This is a genomic window from Streptomyces sp. NPDC005761 (assembly GCF_040630635.1).
Classification (GTDB): Bacteria; Actinomycetota; Actinomycetes; order Streptomycetales; family Streptomycetaceae; genus Streptomyces.
The window spans coordinates 40,429-57,955 of sequence record NZ_JBEXXX010000051.1; the positions used below are offsets into that span (position 1 = coordinate 40,429).

Consider the following 17,527-nt stretch of genomic DNA (forward strand, 5'->3'; position numbering starts at 1 on the left):
CGGTTCTGCCGGGAGCCCCGTCTCAGGCGTCGTCCGCCCGCAGCAGCAGGTGCAGCAGGCCCGGGAAACGGGCTTCGAACTCCTCGCGGCGCAGGCGGTTGACCCGCTTGGGACCCATGTCGCGCTGTTCGACCAGGCCCGCACCGCGCAGCACCGAGAAGTGGTGGCTGAGTGCGGCCTTGCCGACCGGTACGTCGAAGCTGCCGCAGCTGCGCGTCCAGTCCTCGGAGCCCGCCAGCTCACGGACCAGCTGGAGGCGGACCGGGTCGGCCAGTGCGGACAGTGCGCCGAGCACGGAGACGTCCGCGGGGTCGGTGTGTACGGGGGCGGCGCGATGTCCGCCGCCCGCAGGCTGGTTGGGCATGTTCCGCTCCCGGTGTCCGTGTCCCCTTGCTGAGTGTTCGATGAATATCTTACACTCCAAGTGTTCGCTTTTCGTTGAACACTTCTTTCAGGGGGCGGTCTGTCATGCGTGCGATCGAGTTCAAGGAGTACGGCGAGCCCGAGGTGCTGACCGTCGTCGAGGTGGCCACTCCCGAGCCGGGCCCCGGGCAGGTCACCATCGACGTCGCCTACGCGGGCGTCAACTTCGCCGACCTCAAGGCCAGGTCCGTGGGATACCGGGTGCCCGCACTGCCCTTCGTCCCGGGCCTGGAGGTCTCGGGACGGGTGCGCGAGGTGGGCGCGGGGGTCGAAGGGCTGAGTCCCGGGCAGGAGGTCGCCGCATTCCTCGACGGCGGCGGATACGCGGACGTGGTGACGGCGCCGGCCGCCACCGTCTTCCCGCTCCCCGGCGGCGTGGACCTGCGCACCGGCGCCACCCTCCCCACCGTGCTGCCCACCGCACACGCGCTGCTGCACGAGGTCGGCCGGCTGCGCGCCGGCGAGAGCGTACTGGTGCAGGGCGCGGCCGGCGGGGTGGGCACGGTCGCCGGGCAACTGGCCCGCACCGCGGGTGCCGGAGCGGTGTACGGCGTGGTGTCCTCCGCCTCGAAGGCCGCGTACGCCCTCGCCCATGGCTACGACGAGGTGTTCGTCGGCGACACCTTCCCCGAAGAGGTCCGCCGTGCCACCGGCGGCCGCGGTGTGGACCTGGTACTCGACTCCGTCGGTGGGGACACCTTGCGCCGTGGCGTCGACGCGCTCGCCGTCTTCGGGCGCCTCGTCTCCTTCGGCAACGCAAGCGGCGCCCGGCCCTGGAGCGTCGGGCAGGGCGAGCTCTACCCCGGCAGCAGGTCGGTGGCCGGCTTCTCCATCCTGGAGCTGGCCGCGAGCGACCCCACCGTGCTGCGGACCGTCGCGGAGCGTGCCTTTCGTGCCGTGACCGACGGACACGTCGACCTTCCGGTGACGGCCGAGTTCGCGTTGGCAGATGCGGCGGACGCACACCTGCTGATGGAGGGGCGCACGTCGACCGGCAAGCTGGTCCTGCGTGTCGACCGCTGAGTTCGGCGCCCCGACCCCCCGATCACGAACCCCGGAAGGTGCACGTACATGAAGATTCTGGTCGTAGGAGCAGGAGCCACCGGTGGCTACTTCGGCGCCCGGCTCGCGCAGGCGGGCAAGGACGTCGCCTTCCTGGTCCGTCCACGGCGCGCCGCCGCCCTGCGCGAGCGCGGGCTGCGCATCACCGGGCTGGGGGAGGAGGAGACGGTCACGCCCCGGCTCCTCACCGCGGACCAGCTCTCCGGCCCCTACGACCTGGTGCTGCTGTCGGTGAAGGCCACGGCCCTCGACGGGGCGCTCGACGACATCGCGCCGGCCGTCGGACCCGCAACGGCGATCGTGCCCCTGCTCAACGGAATGGCGCACCTGGCGCGGCTCAACGAGCGGTTCGGGGAGAAGAGGGTGCTGGGCGGCGTCGCCCGGATCATCACCACACTGAACGCCGAGGGCGACATCGTGCGGCTCGCCCCGGTGGCGAGCCTGACGATCGGCGAGCAGCAGGGAGGCGTGTCCGAGCGCGTCGAGGAGGTCGCCGCCGTCCTCACCGACGCGGGCATCGACACGCACCGCTCCACGGACGTCGTCGCCGCGATGTGGGGCAAGTGGGTGTTCATCAGCACCCTGGCGGGACTCACCTGCCTGATGCGCGGCACGGTCGGCGACGTCCGGGCCGTTCCCGGCGGATCCGGCTTCGTCACCGCGCTCCTGGCCGAGTGCGCCGCCGTGGCGGCCGCCGCCGGCCACCCCGTGCGGGAGAAGGAGCTCGACGCCGTGGCCGCGATGCTCACCACGGAAGGATCATCCCTCACCGCCTCGCTGTACCGCGACGTGACCCACGGTGTCCCGACCGAGGCCGAGCAGGTCTTCGGGGACCTCGTGTCCACGGCCAGGCGCCTGACCGTGGACACGCCGCTGCTCGATCTGGTCACGCTGAACCTGCGCGTCCACGAGCACCGCACCGGCTCCGCCGTCTGAGGATCCCGGGCCTGCTGCACCAGGGTCCGAGACCTTCATTGGAGTGGACCTCTGGAGGGCAGGGCCGCTCTGGCCTGCGCGTTCTGTGGCGCGTACGGTGTGGCAGCATGAAGATCCTCGTCAGCGCCGACATGGAAGGCGCCACCGGTGTGACCTGGCCGGCCGATGTCCTGCCCGGTACCCCCCAGTGGGAGCGGTGCCGCTCCTTGTTCACGTCCGACGTCAACGCGGCCGTCCTCGGCTTCTACGACGGGGGCGCCGACGAGGTGCTCATCAACGAGGCCCACTGGACCATGCGCAACCTCCTGCTGGAGCAGCTCGACGACCGGGCCCAGATGATCACGGGCCGGCACAAGTCGCTCAGCATGGTGGAGGGCATCCAGCACGGCGACGTCGACGCCGTCGCCTTCATCGGCTACCACACGGGCGCCGGAACGGAAGGCGTCCTGGCCCACACCTTTCTGGCCAACTCCATCACCGGCGTGTGGCTGAACGGAGTGAGGGCCAGCGAGGGCCTGCTCAACGCCCACGTCGCCGCGGAGTACGGCGTGCCCGTCGTCCTCGTCACCGGCGACGACCTGACCTGCGTGGACGCCAAGGGCTACGCCCCCGACGCGCGGACGGTCGCCGTCAAGGACTACGTGTCGCGGTACGCCGCGGTCTGCCGCACCCCCGCCCGTACCGCAGCCGACATCCGTGCGGCGGCCAAGGAGGCGACCGCGCTCGCCGGGCGCTGCACACCGGTGGACGGTGGCCCGTTCACCGTGGAGCTGGAGTTCGACGCCGAGCACCTGGCCGCGGCGGCCACGGTCGTGCCCGGCGTGGCACCCTCCGGCGAGAGGCGTGTCGACTACACGAGCGCGACGATGTACGAAGGTATCCGCACGTTCAAGGCGGTGACGACCATCGTGTCGTCCGCCGTGGAGGAACAGTATGGCTGAGGCGAGCACCCCCCAGGACGGCGTCGACGAGCGGGCGCTCGACGAATCGGTGACGTTCACCTCCGAACTGATCCGCATCGACACCACGAACCGGGGCGGCGGCGACTGCCGCGAACGCCCGGCCGCCGAGTACGTCGCCGAGCGGCTCGCCGCCGCCGGACTCGAACCGGCCATGCTGGAGCGCACCCCCGGCCGCACCAACGTGGTCGCCCGGATTCCGGGCACGGACCCCTCCGCGGCAGCGCTTCTGGTCCACGGCCACCTGGACGTGGTGCCGGCCGAGGCCGACGACTGGACCGTGCACCCCTTCTCCGGCGAGGTGCGGGACGGAGTCGTCTGGGGCCGCGGCGCCATCGACATGAAGAACATGGACGCGATGGTCCTCGCCGTCGTCCGCTACTGGGCCAGGGCCGGAATCCGCCCCCGCCGCGACATCGTGATCGCGTACACCGCGGACGAGGAGGCCAGCGCCGACGACGGATCGGGCTTCCTCGCCGACCGGCACGCCGCGCTCTTCGAAGGATGTACGGAAGGCATCAGCGAGTCGGGCGCCTTCACCTTCCACGCCGGGCCGAACATGCCGCTCTACCCCATCGCCGCGGGAGAACGCGGCACCGCATGGCTCAAGCTCACCGCCCACGGCAAGGCGGGGCACGGCTCCAAGGTGAATCGCGCGAACGCGGTCAGCCTGCTCGCGGCGGCCGTCGCCCGGATCGGCGCCCACGAATGGCCGGTGCGCCTCACCCCCACGGTCCGTGCCGCACTCACCGAGATCGCCGCTCTGCACGGCCTCCACCCCGACCTCGACGCCCCCGACCTCGACGTGGACGAACTCCTCGGGAAGATCGGACCGGCCGCCGACCTCGTCGCGCCGACCATCCGCAACAGCTCCAACCCGACGATGCTCGAAGCCGGTTACAAGGTCAACGTGATCCCGGGCCACGCCACCGCCTACATCGACGGCAGGATGGTGCCCGGCGGCGAGGACGAGTTCCACGCCACGCTGGACCGGCTGACCGGGGCGTCGGTCGACTGGGAGTTCCACCACCGCGAGGTACCCCTCCAGGCGCCGGTCGACTCACCCACGTTCGCCAAGCTCCGTGCGGCCGTCGAGCGGTTCGACCCCGACGGCCACGTCGTGCCGTACAGCATGTCCGGCGGCACCGACGCCAAGCAGTTCTCCCGGCTCGGCATCACCGGCTACGGATTCTCGCCGCTGAAGCTGCCCGTCGGCTTCGACTACCAGGCCCTCTTCCACGGCGTGGACGAACGTGTCCCCGTCGAGGCGCTGCACTTCGGCGTCCGGGTTCTCGACCACTATCTGCGCACCGCCTGAACCTCTCGGGGGAATCGACCATGGTATCCACGCAGGCCTACGGAAGCTGGCCGTCACCGATCGACGCCGCGCTGGCCGCCTCCCGCGACGGCCGCCCCGAGTACGTCGGAGCGGTCGGCGACGAGCTGTGGTGGACGGAACCGCGCCCGGCCCAGGCCGGCCGGCGCGCCCTGGTCCGCCGCTCGGCGGACGGCACCACCGCCGAGCTGCCCGCGCCGTGGAACGCCCGCAGCCGCGTCATCGAGTACGGGGGGCGGCCCTGGGCCGGCACCGAACGCGCCGAGGGCGGCCCGCTGATCGTCTTCGTCCACTTCGACGACCAGCGGCTGTACGCCTACGCCCCCGACGGACCGCGTGAGCCGTGGCCCCTGACGCCCGTGTCCGAGATCGGCGGAGGACTGCGGTGGGCCGACCCGCGCCTGCACCCGGACCGGGGAGCGGCGGGCGAGGTCTGGTGCGTCCTGGAGGAGTTCACCGGTGAGGGGCCCACCGAGGTGCGCCGGGTGGTCGTCGCCGTGCCACTGGACGGATCGGCGGCGGACGACCGGTCGGCGGTACGCGAACTCTCCGACGACAGGCACCGGTTCGTCACCGGGGCCGAGGTCTCGCCCGACGGGCGGCGCGCGGCCTGGATCGCCTGGGACCACCCGCGGATGCCGTGGGACGGCACCGAGGTGATGCTCGCCGACATCGGCGAGGACGGCACGTTCCACGACACCCGGAGTTTCGTGGGCGGCCCGGAGGAGTCCGTTCCGCAGGTCCGCTGGACCTCCGGGGGCCAGTTGCTGTTCGCCAGTGACCGCAGCGGGTGGTGGAACCTCTACCGGGCAGACCCGGACCGAGGTGCGGCCGTCGAACTCTGTGTCCGGGAGGAGGAGTTCGCGGGCCCGTTGTGGAAGATCGGGCTCAACTGGTTCTGTCCGCTGGACAACGGGACGATCGCCGTACTCCACGGCAGGGGATCCACCGCGCTCGGCATCCTCGACCCGGAGACGGGCGAACTGGCCGACATCGCAGGGCCCTGGACCGAATGGGCCGAGACCCTCGCCGTGCAGGGCAGCCGAGTCATCGGCATCGCGGCGAGCCCGCGCAGCGCGTACGAGATCGTGGAGCTGGACACGGCGACCGGACACACCCGGATCATCGGCGCACCGCACGAGGACGCGGTCGACCCGTCCTACTACCCCGAGCCCTCCGTCCGTACGTTCACCGGCCCCGGGGGCCGCGAGATCCACGCACAGGTCTACCCGCCGCACAGTCCCGACCGGACCGGCCCCGACGGCGAGCTGCCGCCCTACGTGATGTGGGCCCACGGCGGTCCGACCGGCCACGCCGCGCTCGTACTCGACCTGGAGATCGCCTACTTCACCTCGCGCGGCATCGGCGTCGCCGAGGTCAACTACGGGGGTTCCACCGGTTACGGCCGGTCCTACCGCAACCGGCTGCGCGAACAGTGGGGTGTCGTCGACGTCGAGGACTGCGCCGCCGTCGCCCTGGCGCTCGCCGACGAGGGCACCGCCGACCCGGACCGGCTCGCCGTCCGCGGTGGCAGCGCAGGGGGATGGACCACCGCCGCCTCGCTGACCGGGACCGACGTCTACGCCTGCGGCACGATCATCTACCCCATCCTGGACCTGACCGGCTGGGGCACCGACGAGACCCACGACTTCGAATCGCAGTACCTGGAGTCGCTGGTCGGCCCGATCGCCGAGGTCCCCGACCGCTACCGCGACAGGTCGCCGATCAACCGCACCGACGGCCTCACCACCCCCTTCCTGATCCTCCAGGGGGAGGACGACCCGATCTGCCCGCCCGTCCAGTGCGAGCGGTTCCTGGCCACGGTCCACGGGCGCGGCATCCCGCACGCCTATCTCACCTACCCGGGCGAGGGGCACGGGTTCCGGCGCGCGGAGACCATGATCAGCGCGCTGGAGGCCGAGTTGTCCCTGTACGCCCAGACCTTCGGCATCGACCGCACCGACGTACCGCGGCTGGAGCTGGACAAGTGACGACTCTCGCCCCCCTGACCCGTCCCGCCCGGCTGCGCGCGGGCGCCAGGGTCGCCGTCGTGTCCCCGAGCGGGCCGGTGCCCGCCGACCGGCTGGAGCCGGGGCTCGACCTCCTGCGAGGCTGGGGGCTCGAACCACTCGTGATGCCGCACGTGCTCGACGTTCATCCGGAGCTGGGCTACCTCGCCGGTACGGACGAGGGGCGGGCCCGGGACCTCCAGGACGCCTGGTGCGATCCGTCCGTCGACGCGGTGATCTGTGCCCGCGGCGGGTACGGAGCGCACCGCATGGTGGATCTGGTCGACTGGGCGGCGATGCGGGCCGCCGGACCCAAGGTGTTCGTCGGCTACAGCGACATCACCGTGCTCCACGAGGCGTTCGCCCTGCGGACGGGGCTCGCGACGCTGCACGGGCCGATGGTGGGGACGGAGGCCTTCCTGAAGGATCCGCGGACCCAGGAGTCGCTGAGGGCCACCCTGTTCGAGCCCGAGAGTGTGATGACGCTCGGACTCGACGATGCGAGAGCGCTGGTGCCGGGGCGGGTCCGGGGCATCACGTACGGCGGCTGTGTGAGCCTGCTCGCCGCCGATCTCGCCACCCCGCACGCGCGTACCGTGGCTCGCGGCGGGCTGCTGGTCATCGAGGACACGACCGAGGATCCGTACAGCATCGACCGCATCCTCACCCAGTTGTCGCGGGCCGGGGCGCTCGACGGCATCGCGGGGGTGGCCTGTGGGTCCTGGGCGGGCTGCGGGCCGTACGAGGACGTCAGGGCGGTGCTCGCCGACCGGCTCGGCCCGCTCGGTGTGCCCGTCGTCGAGGAGCTCGGCTTCGGTCACGGTCCCACCGGGCTGACGATTCCGCTCGGAGTGCCCGCCGTGCTGGACGCTCCGGCGGACGGCGGTCCGGCCACCCTCACGGTCGAGGTGCCGGCGCTGGTCTGAGAGAACGGAACCCCGGCGAGGCCCCGGCATCGTGCCGGGGCCGTCACCATGTCCGCCATCCGTAGGCCCACCGGCCCGGACAGGGCCGCGCTGCGAAGAAGCTGAGCAACCTTCAGGAAACCCCGCCCTGGGCGTTGACACGGCTATGACCTGTGTCACAGCATGAGCGCGACCCAGTACTTACCGGTCGGTAAGGTGTCCTCGGTGTGGAGGTCCTCGTGTCGCGTGCTGTCTCCGGTTCCCGCTTCCGGTCCCGTTCGAAGTCCTCGAAGCCGTCAAAGCCGCTGTCCCGCAGACCGCTGGCCCTCGTCGCCGGGGCCGCGCTCGCCGCACCCCTCGCCCTCGCCGGCACCGCGCAGGCCGGAACCGCCGCGCCCGAATACACCGTCACCCCACTGAAGTTCACGGTGTCCGCGGGCGGTCGTGCCTGCACCGTGGACGCGGACCTCTACCGGCCCGCCGGGGCCGACGCCCGGCACCCGGTGCCGGCTGTCCTCGCCACGAACGGCTTCGGCGGCAGCAAGTCGGACGGCTCGACCGACGGCATCGGCAAGGCGTTCGCCTCACGCGGCTACGCCGGACTCGTCTACTCCGGGCTGGGCTTCGGCAAGTCCGGCTGCCTCATCACGCTCGACGACCCGGAGACGGACGGCCGGGCGGCGGCCGCCCTCGTCGACTACCTCGGCGGAACACGCGCCGCCGACGACGGCACCAAAGCCGACTTCGTCACCCAGGACGGCCCCGGAGACCCCACGGTCGGCATGATCGGCGGCTCGTACGGCGGAGCCATCCAGATGGCCACCGCGGCAGTCGACCCCCGCGTGGACGCCCTCGTCCCGCTCATCACCTGGAACGACCTCGGCTACGCGCTCGCCCCCAACAACGCCGGTACGGCCCAGGGCGTCTCCTCCGACACCGCCGGTGCCTTCAAGTGGCAGTGGACCAACGGCTTCTACCTGATGGGAGAGGGTCAGACCGTCCTCAGCCCCAGCCTCGACCCGTCCCGCTTCGGCAGTCTGGACTGCCTCCACTTCGCCGCGCAGGCCTGCGACACGATCCGGCTGCTCAACTCAGGCCGCTATCCGAACGACAGGACCGCCGCCATGCTCGCCTACGCGCGCAGCGTCTCGCCCGTCTCGTACCTGAAGCGCGTCAAGGCGCCCACCCTGCTGATCCAGGGGCAGGCCGACAGCCTCTTCAACCTCAACGAGGCCACCGCCACGTACAGGACGCTCAAGGAGCAGGGCACCACGGCCAAGATGATCTGGCAGGCCTGGGGGCACAGCGGGGGGCAGGTGGACGGCGAACTCGATCTCGGCCAGGGCAATCTGGAGAGCAGCTACGTCGGCGGGCGCATCCTTGCCTGGTTCGACCGCTACCTCCGCCACGAGCCGGCGACGGACACCGGACCGGAGTTCGCCTACTACCGCGACTGGCAGAGCGGCTACGGCACCGCGGACGCCGTTCCCGGTCCGACGCGGACGATGTATCTCTCCGGCGACGGCAAACTCGTCGACAACCGCGCCAAGGTCGCACGCGGCAGCCGCCAGTACTCCAACTGGCTGATCCCCACCAGCCACTCCGAGAGCTCTCTGGCCGGCCTCATCGGACTGCCCGACCCGAAGCCCTACGACACCAAGGGCACCTACCTCGGCTGGACCAGTGCCCCCCTCACCTCCCCGGTCGACGTGGTCGGGGCCCCGAAGGCCACACTGAAGGTGGTCTCGCCGAGGACGGAGCGCGTGCAGAACAGCGGCGACGCCGCCGACAAGCTCGTCCTGTTCGCCAAGGTGTACGACGTGGCGCCGGACGGCACCCGGACGCTGGTGAACCGGCTCGTCTCGCCCGTCAGGGTGCCCGACGTGACCCGCGCCTTCACCGTCCAACTGCCCGGCATCGTCCACCGGTACGAGACGGGGCACCGGCTGGAGTTCGCCATCGCGGCCAGTGACAGTGCGTACTTCGGCAACCGCGGTGTCAAGCCCGTCACCGTCGTCAGCGCGCCCGGGGACACGGGGGTGCTGGAGCTGCCGGTAGTGGGCGGTACGGCGAACTAGCGCTTGCGTACGTCACTCGAATGGCGGTACATCGCCGCCCCCCGGCACCCGGACGGAGTCATCCTGGTGCTCCGGGGGCGGTGGCGCACAAGAACGAGGGAAGGGGCCGCTTCATGAGCCCGAAGGATGTGTCGAGCGGCAGCAAGGGCAGCAGCGGCGCGTTCACACCGGCCCGCATTCTCGTCATCATCATCGCGGTCCTGTCGATCGTGTTCATCGTCGAGAACACCGAAGAGGTCGAGGTACGCCTCATCGTCCCGCTGGTGACCATGCCGCTGTACGTCTGGCTGATCGTGATGTTCCTGGCCGGCATGGCCTGCGGGGCCTACATCTTCCGCAGGCGCACCAAGTAGGCCTTCGTCGCCGGCCGCCCGGCCGTTTTGGCGGGCGGCGACGATCTACGCTGGTCCGATGTCCGACACCACCTATCTGGCCGAGGGCCCGCGCACGGCGATCCGCCCCTTCTCGCACACCGATGCGGCGGAGTTCACCGCCCGTGCCCGTGAGAGCCGCGAACTGCACCGCCCCTGGCTGTTCCCGCCCGCCGACCCCGACGCGTACGCCGCCTACGCGGGCGTGCTGCTCCGGGACCCGGCGAGGGCGGGCTTTCTGGTGTGCGAGCGCAGCGGTACGCCCGGGAGCCCGGGCGACGGTGCGATCGCCGGGTTCATCAACATCAACAACATCGTCATGGGCGGATTCTGCTGCGGTGCGCTCGGCTACGGCGGTTTCGCCCACGCGACCGGGCGCGGCCTGATGAGCGAGGGGCTCGGCCTCGTCATCGGACATGCCTTCGGGTCGCTCGGTCTGCACCGTCTGGAGGCCAACATCCAGCCCGGCAACGCGGGCTCGATCGCCCTGGTGCGCAGGGCGGGATTCCGGCTGGAGGGTTTCTCGCCGGACTTCCTCCTCATCGACGGGGCCTGGCGCGATCACGAACGGTGGGCGATCACGGCCGGGATGCGCTGAAGCGGCACAGGGCTCCTGATCGGCACCGGGTCTCGCGCGGGCCGGGAGCTCAGCCGGCCGCTGCGGCGGTCTCCGCGTCCAGCGCGGCGAACAGCCAGTCGTGCGCGGTCCCGGGCGTCGGCTCCGGCGGACGTCCGGGCGCGGTGATCACTTCGGCAGTCAGCTCCCAGTACCGGTCGATGCGCGGGTCGGCGGCCAGCTGGCCGGCGAGAAGGCCGCGGAAGGCCGTCGTGTCCCGGCTGCCGTACGCGCTCGCGTAGGCGTCCACGAAACTGTCCAGCTCCTCGCCGGGGTGCGGTTCCACTCCCCGGCGCACCTGAGCGCCGGCCAGCTCGTACGCCTGCGCGAGACCCGCGTACAGAACAGTGGACGCGCGGGGCCCCGAGGCCTTGTGCGCCTCGGGCTGGGGCCGTTCGGCGCCGGTGCACGGGCGGGTCACGAGCGCGTTCAGCCGGGCGAAGGCGAGCACCTGGGCCGGATCCGGAGCGTCGGGAGGCTGAACCACCGCCACCTCCAGGAACGCGGCCGTCGCCCGGGCCGGCATCCGCGGCGGCAGCCAGGCACGCCAGAACCGGGCCAGCGGGGCGGTGCTCGGAGGGCCGGCCACCGCACCGATCAGGCGCAACCGTTCGGCCCGCTCCCCGGACGGGCACTCCAGCACCAGCCGCATCCCCGCCTCCCGCCAGCGCAGGGCCGTGAGCTGCGAGCCGACTTCACGCAACTGCCCCGCCACGACGTCCTCCAGCACCCGGCCCGCACCGTCCTCCTCGTCGAGGACGCGGCGCACCTCGCGCACCGGCAGTCCGAGGCTGCGCAGGGAGCGGAGCAGGCGCAGCCGGCCCAGCGAGTCGGGACCGTAACGGCGATGGCCGCCCGCGCTGCGAGCCGACTCCGGCAGCAAACCGTTGTCGGAGTAGAAGCGGACAGTCTTGACGGTGACGCCCGCGCGCTCGGCGAGCTCGCCGATGCTGCACAGGCCATCGGGCGACGTGAACACTTGAACCTCCCTCTGAGGGAGCTTCTACGGTACCGGCGAGGGCGGCCGGCCCCTTGGTGACCGGGCGGCCGACGACGGATCGCGGAGGAGAGGGCCATGACCGAATTCATCCTGGTTCCAGGCATGTTCACCGGCGCGCACGTATGGGAGGAGACCGCCGCCCGCCTGGCATCGGCGGGCGCAGGGGTGCACACGGCGGCTCTCACCGGTCTCGGCGGGCCGCAGGGCGTCGCGACGCACGGCATCGACCTGGAGACGCATATCGAGGACGTTCTCGTGCTGATCGATTCGGTGAGCGCGGCGGCCGGACCCGGTCAGGAGATCGTGCTGGTCGGGCACGACTACGGCGTCCACCCCGTCCTGGGAGCCGCCGACCGCCGTGCGGAGCGCATCACCAGGATCGTCTGCGTGGACACGGGGCCGGGCCAGGACGGAGTGCCCGCGCTGGCCGCCGTCCCGGACCGGTCGGTGCGCGAGGAGGTGGCCGGGCGCGCCGGCGCGGGGGAGGACGGCCGGGGCCTCGCCGTCCCGGCCCGTGACGAGTGGCCCCGCTGGGGCAGCATCGCAGGCATCCCCGAAGCCTCGCTCGACCGGCTCGCCGCCCTTGCCTCGCCGCAGCCCCTGCGCACCCTGGTCCAGCCGCTGCGGCTCGCCGGTGCGGTGGCGTCGGTTCCCGTGACGGGGGTGTTGTGCAACGCGAACGGATCGAGCGTCGAGATGGTCCAGCGGCGGGTGGACCTGGGCGATCCCGCCTTCCAGCCGCTGGTCGATCCGAAGGTCTCGTTCTTCGAACTGCCCACCGGGCACTGGCCGATGCTGTCCCTGCCGGCCGAACTCGCCGACGTCATGCTGCGAGCGGCCGCCGGCGAAGGACACCGGCTGGTCGCCCGAGGCTCCGTCGGACCACCCGCGCACCTGCGGCCGTTCCTGCTGGAGCTGCCCGAACTCCCGCACGAGCGCCACGGAAACGTCGACCTGTATCTGCCCGACGCCGAGGGCCCCCGGCCTGCCGTGGTGTTCGTGCACGGCGGTCCGGTGCCCGAGGGGGCGCGGCCGACTCCACGGGACTGGCCGACGCTGAAGGGGTACGCGCGGTACGCGGCCACGGAAGGGGTGGTCGGAGTGACACTCGACCACCGTCTGCACGACATGGCCGACTACCCGCGCGCCGCAGCGGACGTGGCCGCCGCGGTGGAGCTGGCGCGGGCCGATCCGCGGGTGGACGCGGACCGGATCGCGCTGTGGTTCTTCTCCGGAGGCGGCCTCATGGCGGCCGACTGGTTGTGCCGCCCGCCGGCCTGGCTGCGCTGCCTGGCAGCTTCCTATCCGGTGCTGGCCTCGCATGCCGGCTGGGGACTGGTCGACAGCCGGTTCCATCCGGTCAAGGCGGTGGCGAGCGCCGGAACCCTGCCCATCCTGATCACGCGGGTGGGGCGGGAGGCCCCGGAGATCGCCGTCACCGTCGAGGAGTTCCTGACCGCGGCCGGCACCTGCGGGGCGGACGTCGAGGTGATCGACGTCCCCGACGGGCGCCACGCCTTCGAGACCCTCGACCCGACGGAGGAGTCGCGCCAGGCGGTACGGCGAGCGATGCGAGCGGTGCTGGTGCACGTGAGGGGCTGACCGAAATAAGCCGTACAGCCGCGAAAGCCTCAAAAGCTGCATATGTCCATGAAGGAGGATAATAAGGAATTATCCGCCGTCATGGAGGCCGATTTCCTCGGTTTCCTTTCCCCGACGGACGGCGAGAAGGACGGACGATGTTCCAGGAGCGCAAGGAGCGCCGTCACGCCAATAGAGCGTTCGACCACGGCGAAGGTGTGACCCGCTATCGGATGCGGCAGAAGATGATCTCCATCGGAGACGACTACTGGATCGACGACGAGTCCGGTGACCACCGTTACAAGGTCAACGGCAAGGCACTTCGGGCGCGGCGGACCTACCACATCGAGGACCCCGGTGGCCGGCGAGTCGCCACGGTGCAGAGCAGGCCGTTGAGGATCAAGGACTCGATGGCGATCGACGATGCCGAGGGGAACCGTGTCGCCCTGGTCAAGAAGGCCGTGATCGGTCCCCTGCGAGACCGGTGGCGGATCAAGCAGGAGGACGGCGACGACCTGTCGGTGCACGGCAACATCCTCGACCACGAGTACACGATCGAGCGGGACGGCTTCAAAGTGGCCGAGGTGTCGAAGAAGTGGTTCCGCGTACGGGACACCTACGGCCTCGACGTCGGCCCGGGCGTCGAACACACCACCGTCCTGGCGGCCGCGATCGCCATCGACGCCATGGCGCACCCGGGAGACTGAGCGGGACCTGGGCACGGCCGGGGAACAGTGACGCGGGCCGGGCCGTCCGAAGACGGCCCGGCCCGCGGGCATGGGAGGTGTCAGGGAGTTCTGCGCAGCGCCACCACGTCGATCTCCACGAGGATGCCCATCAGTTCGGAGCCGACCGTGGTGCGGACCGGACGCGGGTCGCCGAAGTGCTCCCGGTAGACCCGGTCGAAGCCCGGGAAGTCACGGTGCACGTCCTGGAGATGGACCGTCGCCTTCACCACGTCGTCCAGCGTGAGCCCGTCCGCGGCGAGGAGGGCGCTCACGTTCGCGAGGACCTGACGGGTCTGCTCCTCGATCGTGTCGCCCAGCTCGCCCGTGACCGGGTCCTGCGGACCGAACCCGGAGGTGAACAGGTACGGGCCCGCAGCGATGCCCTGGCTGTACCCGCCGATCGGCGCGGGAGCACCGGCCGTGGTGACGGCTCGGCGGCCGGTGCGGAGACTGTCGGTCGTCACCTCGTCAGGTCTCCCTCGCGCGCGTTGACCTCGGCGTAGTGGCGGAGCTTGCCCTCGTCGACGGTGACGCCGAGACCCGGGCCGTCCGGCACCCGCAGGCTGCCGTTCTCCAGCGTGAGCGGCTCGATGATGTCGTCCGCGTGCAGGTAGTACATGGAGTCGATGGCGCGCGACAGCACGGGGGTACTGGCGACCACCGCGAGATGCGCGGCCGTGGCGATGCCCAGTTCGCCTCCGCTGTGCAGGTTCATGCCGAGGCCGAACGTCTCGCAGTGCGCGGCGAGCGCCTTCGTCGGAGCGATGCCGCCCCACTTGTAGACGTCACCGTGGATCACGTCGACCGCGTTGAGGCGCACCGCGGGCGCGAAGTCCTCGAAGCGGACCACACACATGTTGGTGCACAGGGGGATGCGGACCTTCTGGCGGACCTGGCTCATCCCCTCGATCCCGACGCAGGGATCCTCCAGGTACTCCAGGTCCAGCTCCTCCAGGGCGATGCCGGCGCGTATCGAGTCCGGCACGGACCAGGCGGCGTTCGGGTCGACGCGCAGATTCACCTCGGGCAGCGCGGCACGCACCGCCCGCAGGATCGCGACATCGCCCTGGACGTCCTTGGTGCCCTTGAGCTTCACCGCCGTGAAGCCGCCCTCGGCCACCACGCGCTCGGTGTGCTCGGCGAGTGCGCGCGGCAGGCCGGCCGCAGCGGTGCCGGGCGCGTCGGCTCGCGTGATCAGCGCGGTCAGCGGTACCTCGTCGCGGACCGGGCCGCCCAGCAGATCGGTCACCGACTGTCCGGTGGCCTTGCCCATGGCGTCCCAGCAGGCCACGTCGATCGCGGCCAGGGCCGCGTACCCCAAGTATCCGTAGAAGAACGGCACCATGTGATGACGGCGGTGGAAGGACTCCAGGGCGAACGGGCTGGTGCCGATCAGGTCCTCGGCGAGGTCGCGGACGATCGCGGCGACCGGCCGGCCCCACATCGTCTCGCCCCAGCCCTCCACGCCGGTGTCCGTCCTGATGCGTACGACGGTGCGTGTCTCCCCGGTCTTCGTCTCGAACGAGCTGGTGAACGGGTTGACCAGCGGCAGGTTGACGACGTGGACGTCGACCTCGGTGATCTTCATGAACCATTCCTTACGTGTGCGGGGGTGGAGGTCATGCGAGGGGGCGCGTCGCGCTGTCGAAGGCGAGCACCGCGCGGGCCAGGCCGCGGGCACGCCGGTCGAGCAGGCGCTCTCCGTGCGCGGCGTCCGCGCCGGCCGCGTCGTCGGTGGCGCCGCCGACCCGTTCCCACTCGCCGTGCCGCTCGACGGTCAGGCCGGGGTAGGGCGGCTTGTCGAACAGCGGCGGCGGCTCGACCGGCGCGTGCCGGGCCCGCCCGGCGCGTACCAGGGCCGGCTCCGCGGCCAGCATCAGCGAGGTCTCGAACCATCCGGCGTGCCCAGGCACCAGCTCCGCGTGCCGCTCCTCCGGGGCGTCCGCGTCCGCAGCGGGTTCGCCGGTGTCGTCGAGCGTCCAGTACGAGCAGGCGGCAGCCGTGACGTCGGCGCGCAGCGCGAACCGCTTGACCGCGAGGCGCATGATCTCGTCGTTGCCACCGTGTCCGTTGACGACGAGCACCCGGCGGTAGCCGCAGGCGGCCAGCGAATCGAGGAGCTCGTCGAGGACCAGGCCGAGGACCGGCGCGGACAGCGTCAGTGCCGCAGCGAAGAGATGGTGCGGACTGTGCCCGTACGGCAGGGTCGGCAGGCGTACGAGATCGGGCACGTCCACGCCCGCGTCCGCCCGCTCGTCGAGCAGGTCCAGGGCGCGGGAGACGACGGCGTCGGCGAGCATGGTGTCCGTGCCCATCGGCAGGTGCTCGGCGTGCTGCTCCTGCGAACCGATGGGCAGGACGGCGATCGCGGAGGGAGCCGCAGCCCGCGTCTCGCGCCACGTGGCCTCGGTCAGATTCCGGTGGGTCATGCCGGTGTCTCCCCGGTCCGGGGGCATGACAGAGTCGGCGCATGGCGCATGAACGTATTCCTTTGCGGTTGGTACCCGATCCGCAGCCGGGGGAGCCGGCCGGTCGGGACGTCGGTGTGCTGGGCGCCGTCGAAGTACTGCCCGGACTGGTGCGTGCCGCGCTGCTCACCCGCACCGGGGCCGTACGCGAGCGGACGCAGACCCGCTTCGACGCGGGCAGCGCGGACCCGGCCGTGGTCGACGCGGCGCTGCGGGAGGTGGCCGCGGTGTTCGCAGGACAGGATCTGCTCGGCGTGGGCGTGGCCGCCGCCGGGGTGGTGGATCCGGCGGCGGGCCGGATCATCGAGGTGAACGACGCCCCGGCGCTGCGCGGCTACCCGGTGGCCGAACGGCTCGCGGAGACGGCCGGCGCCCCGGTGCGGATCGAGCACCGGGCGCGCGTCCAGGTGCTCGGCGACCGCTGGTTCGGCGCGGGCCGCGGCCGGCGCTCGTTCGCCTCCGTCGCGACCGGTGAGGTCCTCGGCGTCGGAATCCTGTACGACGGGGAGGTGCTGGCTCCGGCCGGTGGGCGCAGCGGCGCCCATATGACGGTCACCGCGAGCGGCGAGCTGTGCACCTGCGGGCGGCGCGGCTGCTGGAAGACCGTGGCGACGACCCGCTGGCTGCGCGGGCGTGCCGCCGAGCACGGGCTCGCGCCCGAGGCGGCCTCCCTGGCAGCTCTGACGGCGTCCGGCACTCCGGCCGCGGCCGAAGTCGTCGCGCAGTACGCGGAGAACCTGGTGCTCGGCCTCGCCACCGTCCAGCAGCTCTTCGCGTGCGGGCTGTTCGTGCTGCACGGGGAGGCGCTCGACGGCGGTGAGCCGTTCCGGCTGATGGTCGAGTCCCGGCTGCGCGCCGACACGCTCGGCGGCGGGGAGATGCCCACCGTGATCCTCGGTGAGGCAGAGGACACCGGCGCGCTGCTCGGGGCGGCGGGCCTCGTCCTGTCGGCGCCCCGGCCCTAGGGCGTGTTTCGAAAGTCCCGCCTGTCCGGCGACGCCTGGCACGCACGCTCGCCGCGTTGTCGGGATCACCCCGATACGCCCAGTATCGGG

The 17,527-nt window shown here is 71.7% G+C and carries 17 protein-coding genes; 12 read left to right on the forward strand and 5 right to left on the reverse strand.

The genetic code is table 11. The annotated features are described in order from the left end of the window. Window positions 1–22: 22 nt before the first annotated feature. Window positions 23–364, reverse strand: a complete 342-nt coding sequence (locus tag ABZ434_RS31740) for a helix-turn-helix transcriptional regulator (protein WP_359143979.1) — start codon at window positions 362–364, stop codon at window positions 23–25. Between the two features lie 104 nt (window positions 365–468). Here ABZ434_RS31740 and ABZ434_RS31745 point away from each other — a divergent pair, with 104 nt between their 5' ends. From ABZ434_RS31745 to ABZ434_RS31785, 9 genes are all read left to right on the forward strand, one after another. After that, on the forward strand, window positions 469–1,446 hold the full coding sequence (locus ABZ434_RS31745) for a zinc-binding dehydrogenase (protein ID WP_359143982.1): 978 nt from the start codon (window positions 469–471) through the stop codon (window positions 1,444–1,446). A 48-nt stretch (window positions 1,447–1,494) separates the two neighbouring features. Further along, window positions 1,495–2,421 carry a ketopantoate reductase family protein gene (locus ABZ434_RS31750; RefSeq protein ID WP_359143985.1) on the forward strand — a complete coding sequence of 309 codons (927 nt, stop codon included), beginning with the start codon at window positions 1,495–1,497 and terminating at the stop codon, window positions 2,419–2,421. Window positions 2,422–2,528: 107 nt separating this feature from the next. Continuing rightward, entirely contained in the window at window positions 2,529–3,362 is an 834-nt protein-coding gene (locus ABZ434_RS31755; protein WP_359143987.1) for a M55 family metallopeptidase, read from the forward strand. Further along, window positions 3,355–4,698 (forward strand): M20/M25/M40 family metallo-hydrolase, encoded by a 1,344-nt coding sequence (locus ABZ434_RS31760; protein ID WP_359143990.1) that lies wholly within the window; start codon window positions 3,355–3,357, stop codon window positions 4,696–4,698. The genes ABZ434_RS31755 and ABZ434_RS31760 overlap by 8 nt, the downstream gene beginning before the upstream one ends. Window positions 4,699–4,718: 20 nt before the next feature. After that, a complete protein-coding gene (locus ABZ434_RS31765; protein WP_359143993.1) occupies window positions 4,719–6,707 on the forward strand; it encodes a prolyl oligopeptidase family serine peptidase in 1,989 nt (662 codons plus the stop codon). Then, window positions 6,704–7,651 carry an LD-carboxypeptidase gene (locus tag ABZ434_RS31770; RefSeq protein ID WP_359143996.1) on the forward strand — a complete coding sequence of 316 codons (948 nt, stop codon included), beginning with the start codon at window positions 6,704–6,706 and terminating at the stop codon, window positions 7,649–7,651. Before ABZ434_RS31765 ends, ABZ434_RS31770 begins: the two co-directional genes overlap by 4 nt. A 284-nt stretch (window positions 7,652–7,935) precedes the next feature. Further along, a complete protein-coding gene (locus ABZ434_RS31775) occupies window positions 7,936–9,708 on the forward strand; it encodes a CocE/NonD family hydrolase (protein ID WP_359144027.1) in 1,773 nt (590 codons plus the stop codon). A gap of 113 nt (window positions 9,709–9,821) precedes the next feature. Next, entirely contained in the window at window positions 9,822–10,061 is a 240-nt protein-coding gene (locus ABZ434_RS31780) for a LapA family protein (protein ID WP_359143999.1), read from the forward strand. A 58-nt stretch (window positions 10,062–10,119) separates the two neighbouring features. Beyond that, window positions 10,120–10,677, forward strand: a complete 558-nt coding sequence (locus ABZ434_RS31785) for a GNAT family protein (protein ID WP_359144001.1) — start codon at window positions 10,120–10,122, stop codon at window positions 10,675–10,677. Between the two features lie 49 nt (window positions 10,678–10,726). Here ABZ434_RS31785 and ABZ434_RS31790 read toward each other — a convergent pair whose 3' ends face one another. Then, window positions 10,727–11,674 carry a MerR family transcriptional regulator gene (locus tag ABZ434_RS31790; RefSeq protein ID WP_359144004.1) on the reverse strand — a complete coding sequence of 316 codons (948 nt, stop codon included), beginning with the start codon at window positions 11,672–11,674 and terminating at the stop codon, window positions 10,727–10,729. 96 nt (window positions 11,675–11,770) lie between these two features. Here ABZ434_RS31790 and ABZ434_RS31795 point away from each other — a divergent pair, with 96 nt between their 5' ends. Next, on the forward strand, window positions 11,771–13,297 hold the full coding sequence (locus ABZ434_RS31795; RefSeq protein ID WP_359144007.1) for an alpha/beta hydrolase: 1,527 nt from the start codon (window positions 11,771–11,773) through the stop codon (window positions 13,295–13,297). Window positions 13,298–13,434: 137 nt separating this feature from the next. Then, complete coding sequence (locus ABZ434_RS31800; RefSeq protein WP_359144010.1) at window positions 13,435–13,983, forward strand: LURP-one-related family protein; 549 nt, start codon at window positions 13,435–13,437, stop codon at window positions 13,981–13,983. Between the two features lie 80 nt (window positions 13,984–14,063). Here ABZ434_RS31800 and ABZ434_RS31805 read toward each other — a convergent pair whose 3' ends face one another. Genes ABZ434_RS31805 through ABZ434_RS31815 form a run of 3 tightly spaced genes read right to left on the reverse strand, consistent with a single transcriptional unit; the run spans window position 14,064 to window position 16,433 of the window. Further along, window positions 14,064–14,468 (reverse strand): Rid family hydrolase, encoded by a 405-nt coding sequence (locus ABZ434_RS31805; protein ID WP_359144013.1) that lies wholly within the window; start codon window positions 14,466–14,468, stop codon window positions 14,064–14,066. Beyond that, window positions 14,465–15,592, reverse strand: coding sequence for an enolase C-terminal domain-like protein (locus ABZ434_RS31810; protein WP_359144016.1), 1,128 nt, complete (start codon window positions 15,590–15,592; stop codon window positions 14,465–14,467). The genes ABZ434_RS31805 and ABZ434_RS31810 overlap by 4 nt, the downstream gene beginning before the upstream one ends. A gap of 31 nt (window positions 15,593–15,623) precedes the next feature. After that, window positions 15,624–16,433, reverse strand: coding sequence for a creatininase family protein (locus tag ABZ434_RS31815; protein WP_359144019.1), 810 nt, complete (start codon window positions 16,431–16,433; stop codon window positions 15,624–15,626). A gap of 41 nt (window positions 16,434–16,474) precedes the next feature. On the opposite strand from ABZ434_RS31815, the gene ABZ434_RS31820 reads away from it, so the two are divergent. Continuing rightward, a complete protein-coding gene (locus tag ABZ434_RS31820) occupies window positions 16,475–17,437 on the forward strand; it encodes an ROK family protein (RefSeq protein WP_359144022.1) in 963 nt (320 codons plus the stop codon). The last annotated feature ends 90 nt before the right edge of the window (window positions 17,438–17,527 follow it).

Bases quoted from the DNA above. Each gene is read 5' to 3' on its own strand.
- ABZ434_RS31745 (WP_359143982.1), top strand. From the start codon at position 469: ATGCGTGCGATCGAGTTCAAGGAGTACGGCGAGCCCGAGGTGCTGACC.
- ABZ434_RS31740 (WP_359143979.1), bottom strand. From the start codon at position 364: ATGCCCAACCAGCCTGCGGGCGGCGGACATCGCGCCGCCCCCGTACAC.
- ABZ434_RS31780 (WP_359143999.1), top strand. From the start codon at position 9,822: ATGAGCCCGAAGGATGTGTCGAGCGGCAGCAAGGGCAGCAGCGGCGCG.
- ABZ434_RS31765 (WP_359143993.1), top strand. From the start codon at position 4,719: ATGGTATCCACGCAGGCCTACGGAAGCTGGCCGTCACCGATCGACGCC.
- ABZ434_RS31810 (WP_359144016.1), bottom strand. From the start codon at position 15,592: ATGAAGATCACCGAGGTCGACGTCCACGTCGTCAACCTGCCGCTGGTC.
- ABZ434_RS31800 (WP_359144010.1), top strand. From the start codon at position 13,435: ATGTTCCAGGAGCGCAAGGAGCGCCGTCACGCCAATAGAGCGTTCGAC.
- ABZ434_RS31820 (WP_359144022.1), top strand. From the start codon at position 16,475: ATGGCGCATGAACGTATTCCTTTGCGGTTGGTACCCGATCCGCAGCCG.
- ABZ434_RS31785 (WP_359144001.1), top strand. From the start codon at position 10,120: ATGTCCGACACCACCTATCTGGCCGAGGGCCCGCGCACGGCGATCCGC.
- ABZ434_RS31795 (WP_359144007.1), top strand. From the start codon at position 11,771: ATGACCGAATTCATCCTGGTTCCAGGCATGTTCACCGGCGCGCACGTA.
- ABZ434_RS31755 (WP_359143987.1), top strand. From the start codon at position 2,529: ATGAAGATCCTCGTCAGCGCCGACATGGAAGGCGCCACCGGTGTGACC.
- ABZ434_RS31760 (WP_359143990.1), top strand. From the start codon at position 3,355: ATGGCTGAGGCGAGCACCCCCCAGGACGGCGTCGACGAGCGGGCGCTC.
- ABZ434_RS31750 (WP_359143985.1), top strand. From the start codon at position 1,495: ATGAAGATTCTGGTCGTAGGAGCAGGAGCCACCGGTGGCTACTTCGGC.
- ABZ434_RS31815 (WP_359144019.1), bottom strand. From the start codon at position 16,433: ATGACCCACCGGAATCTGACCGAGGCCACGTGGCGCGAGACGCGGGCT.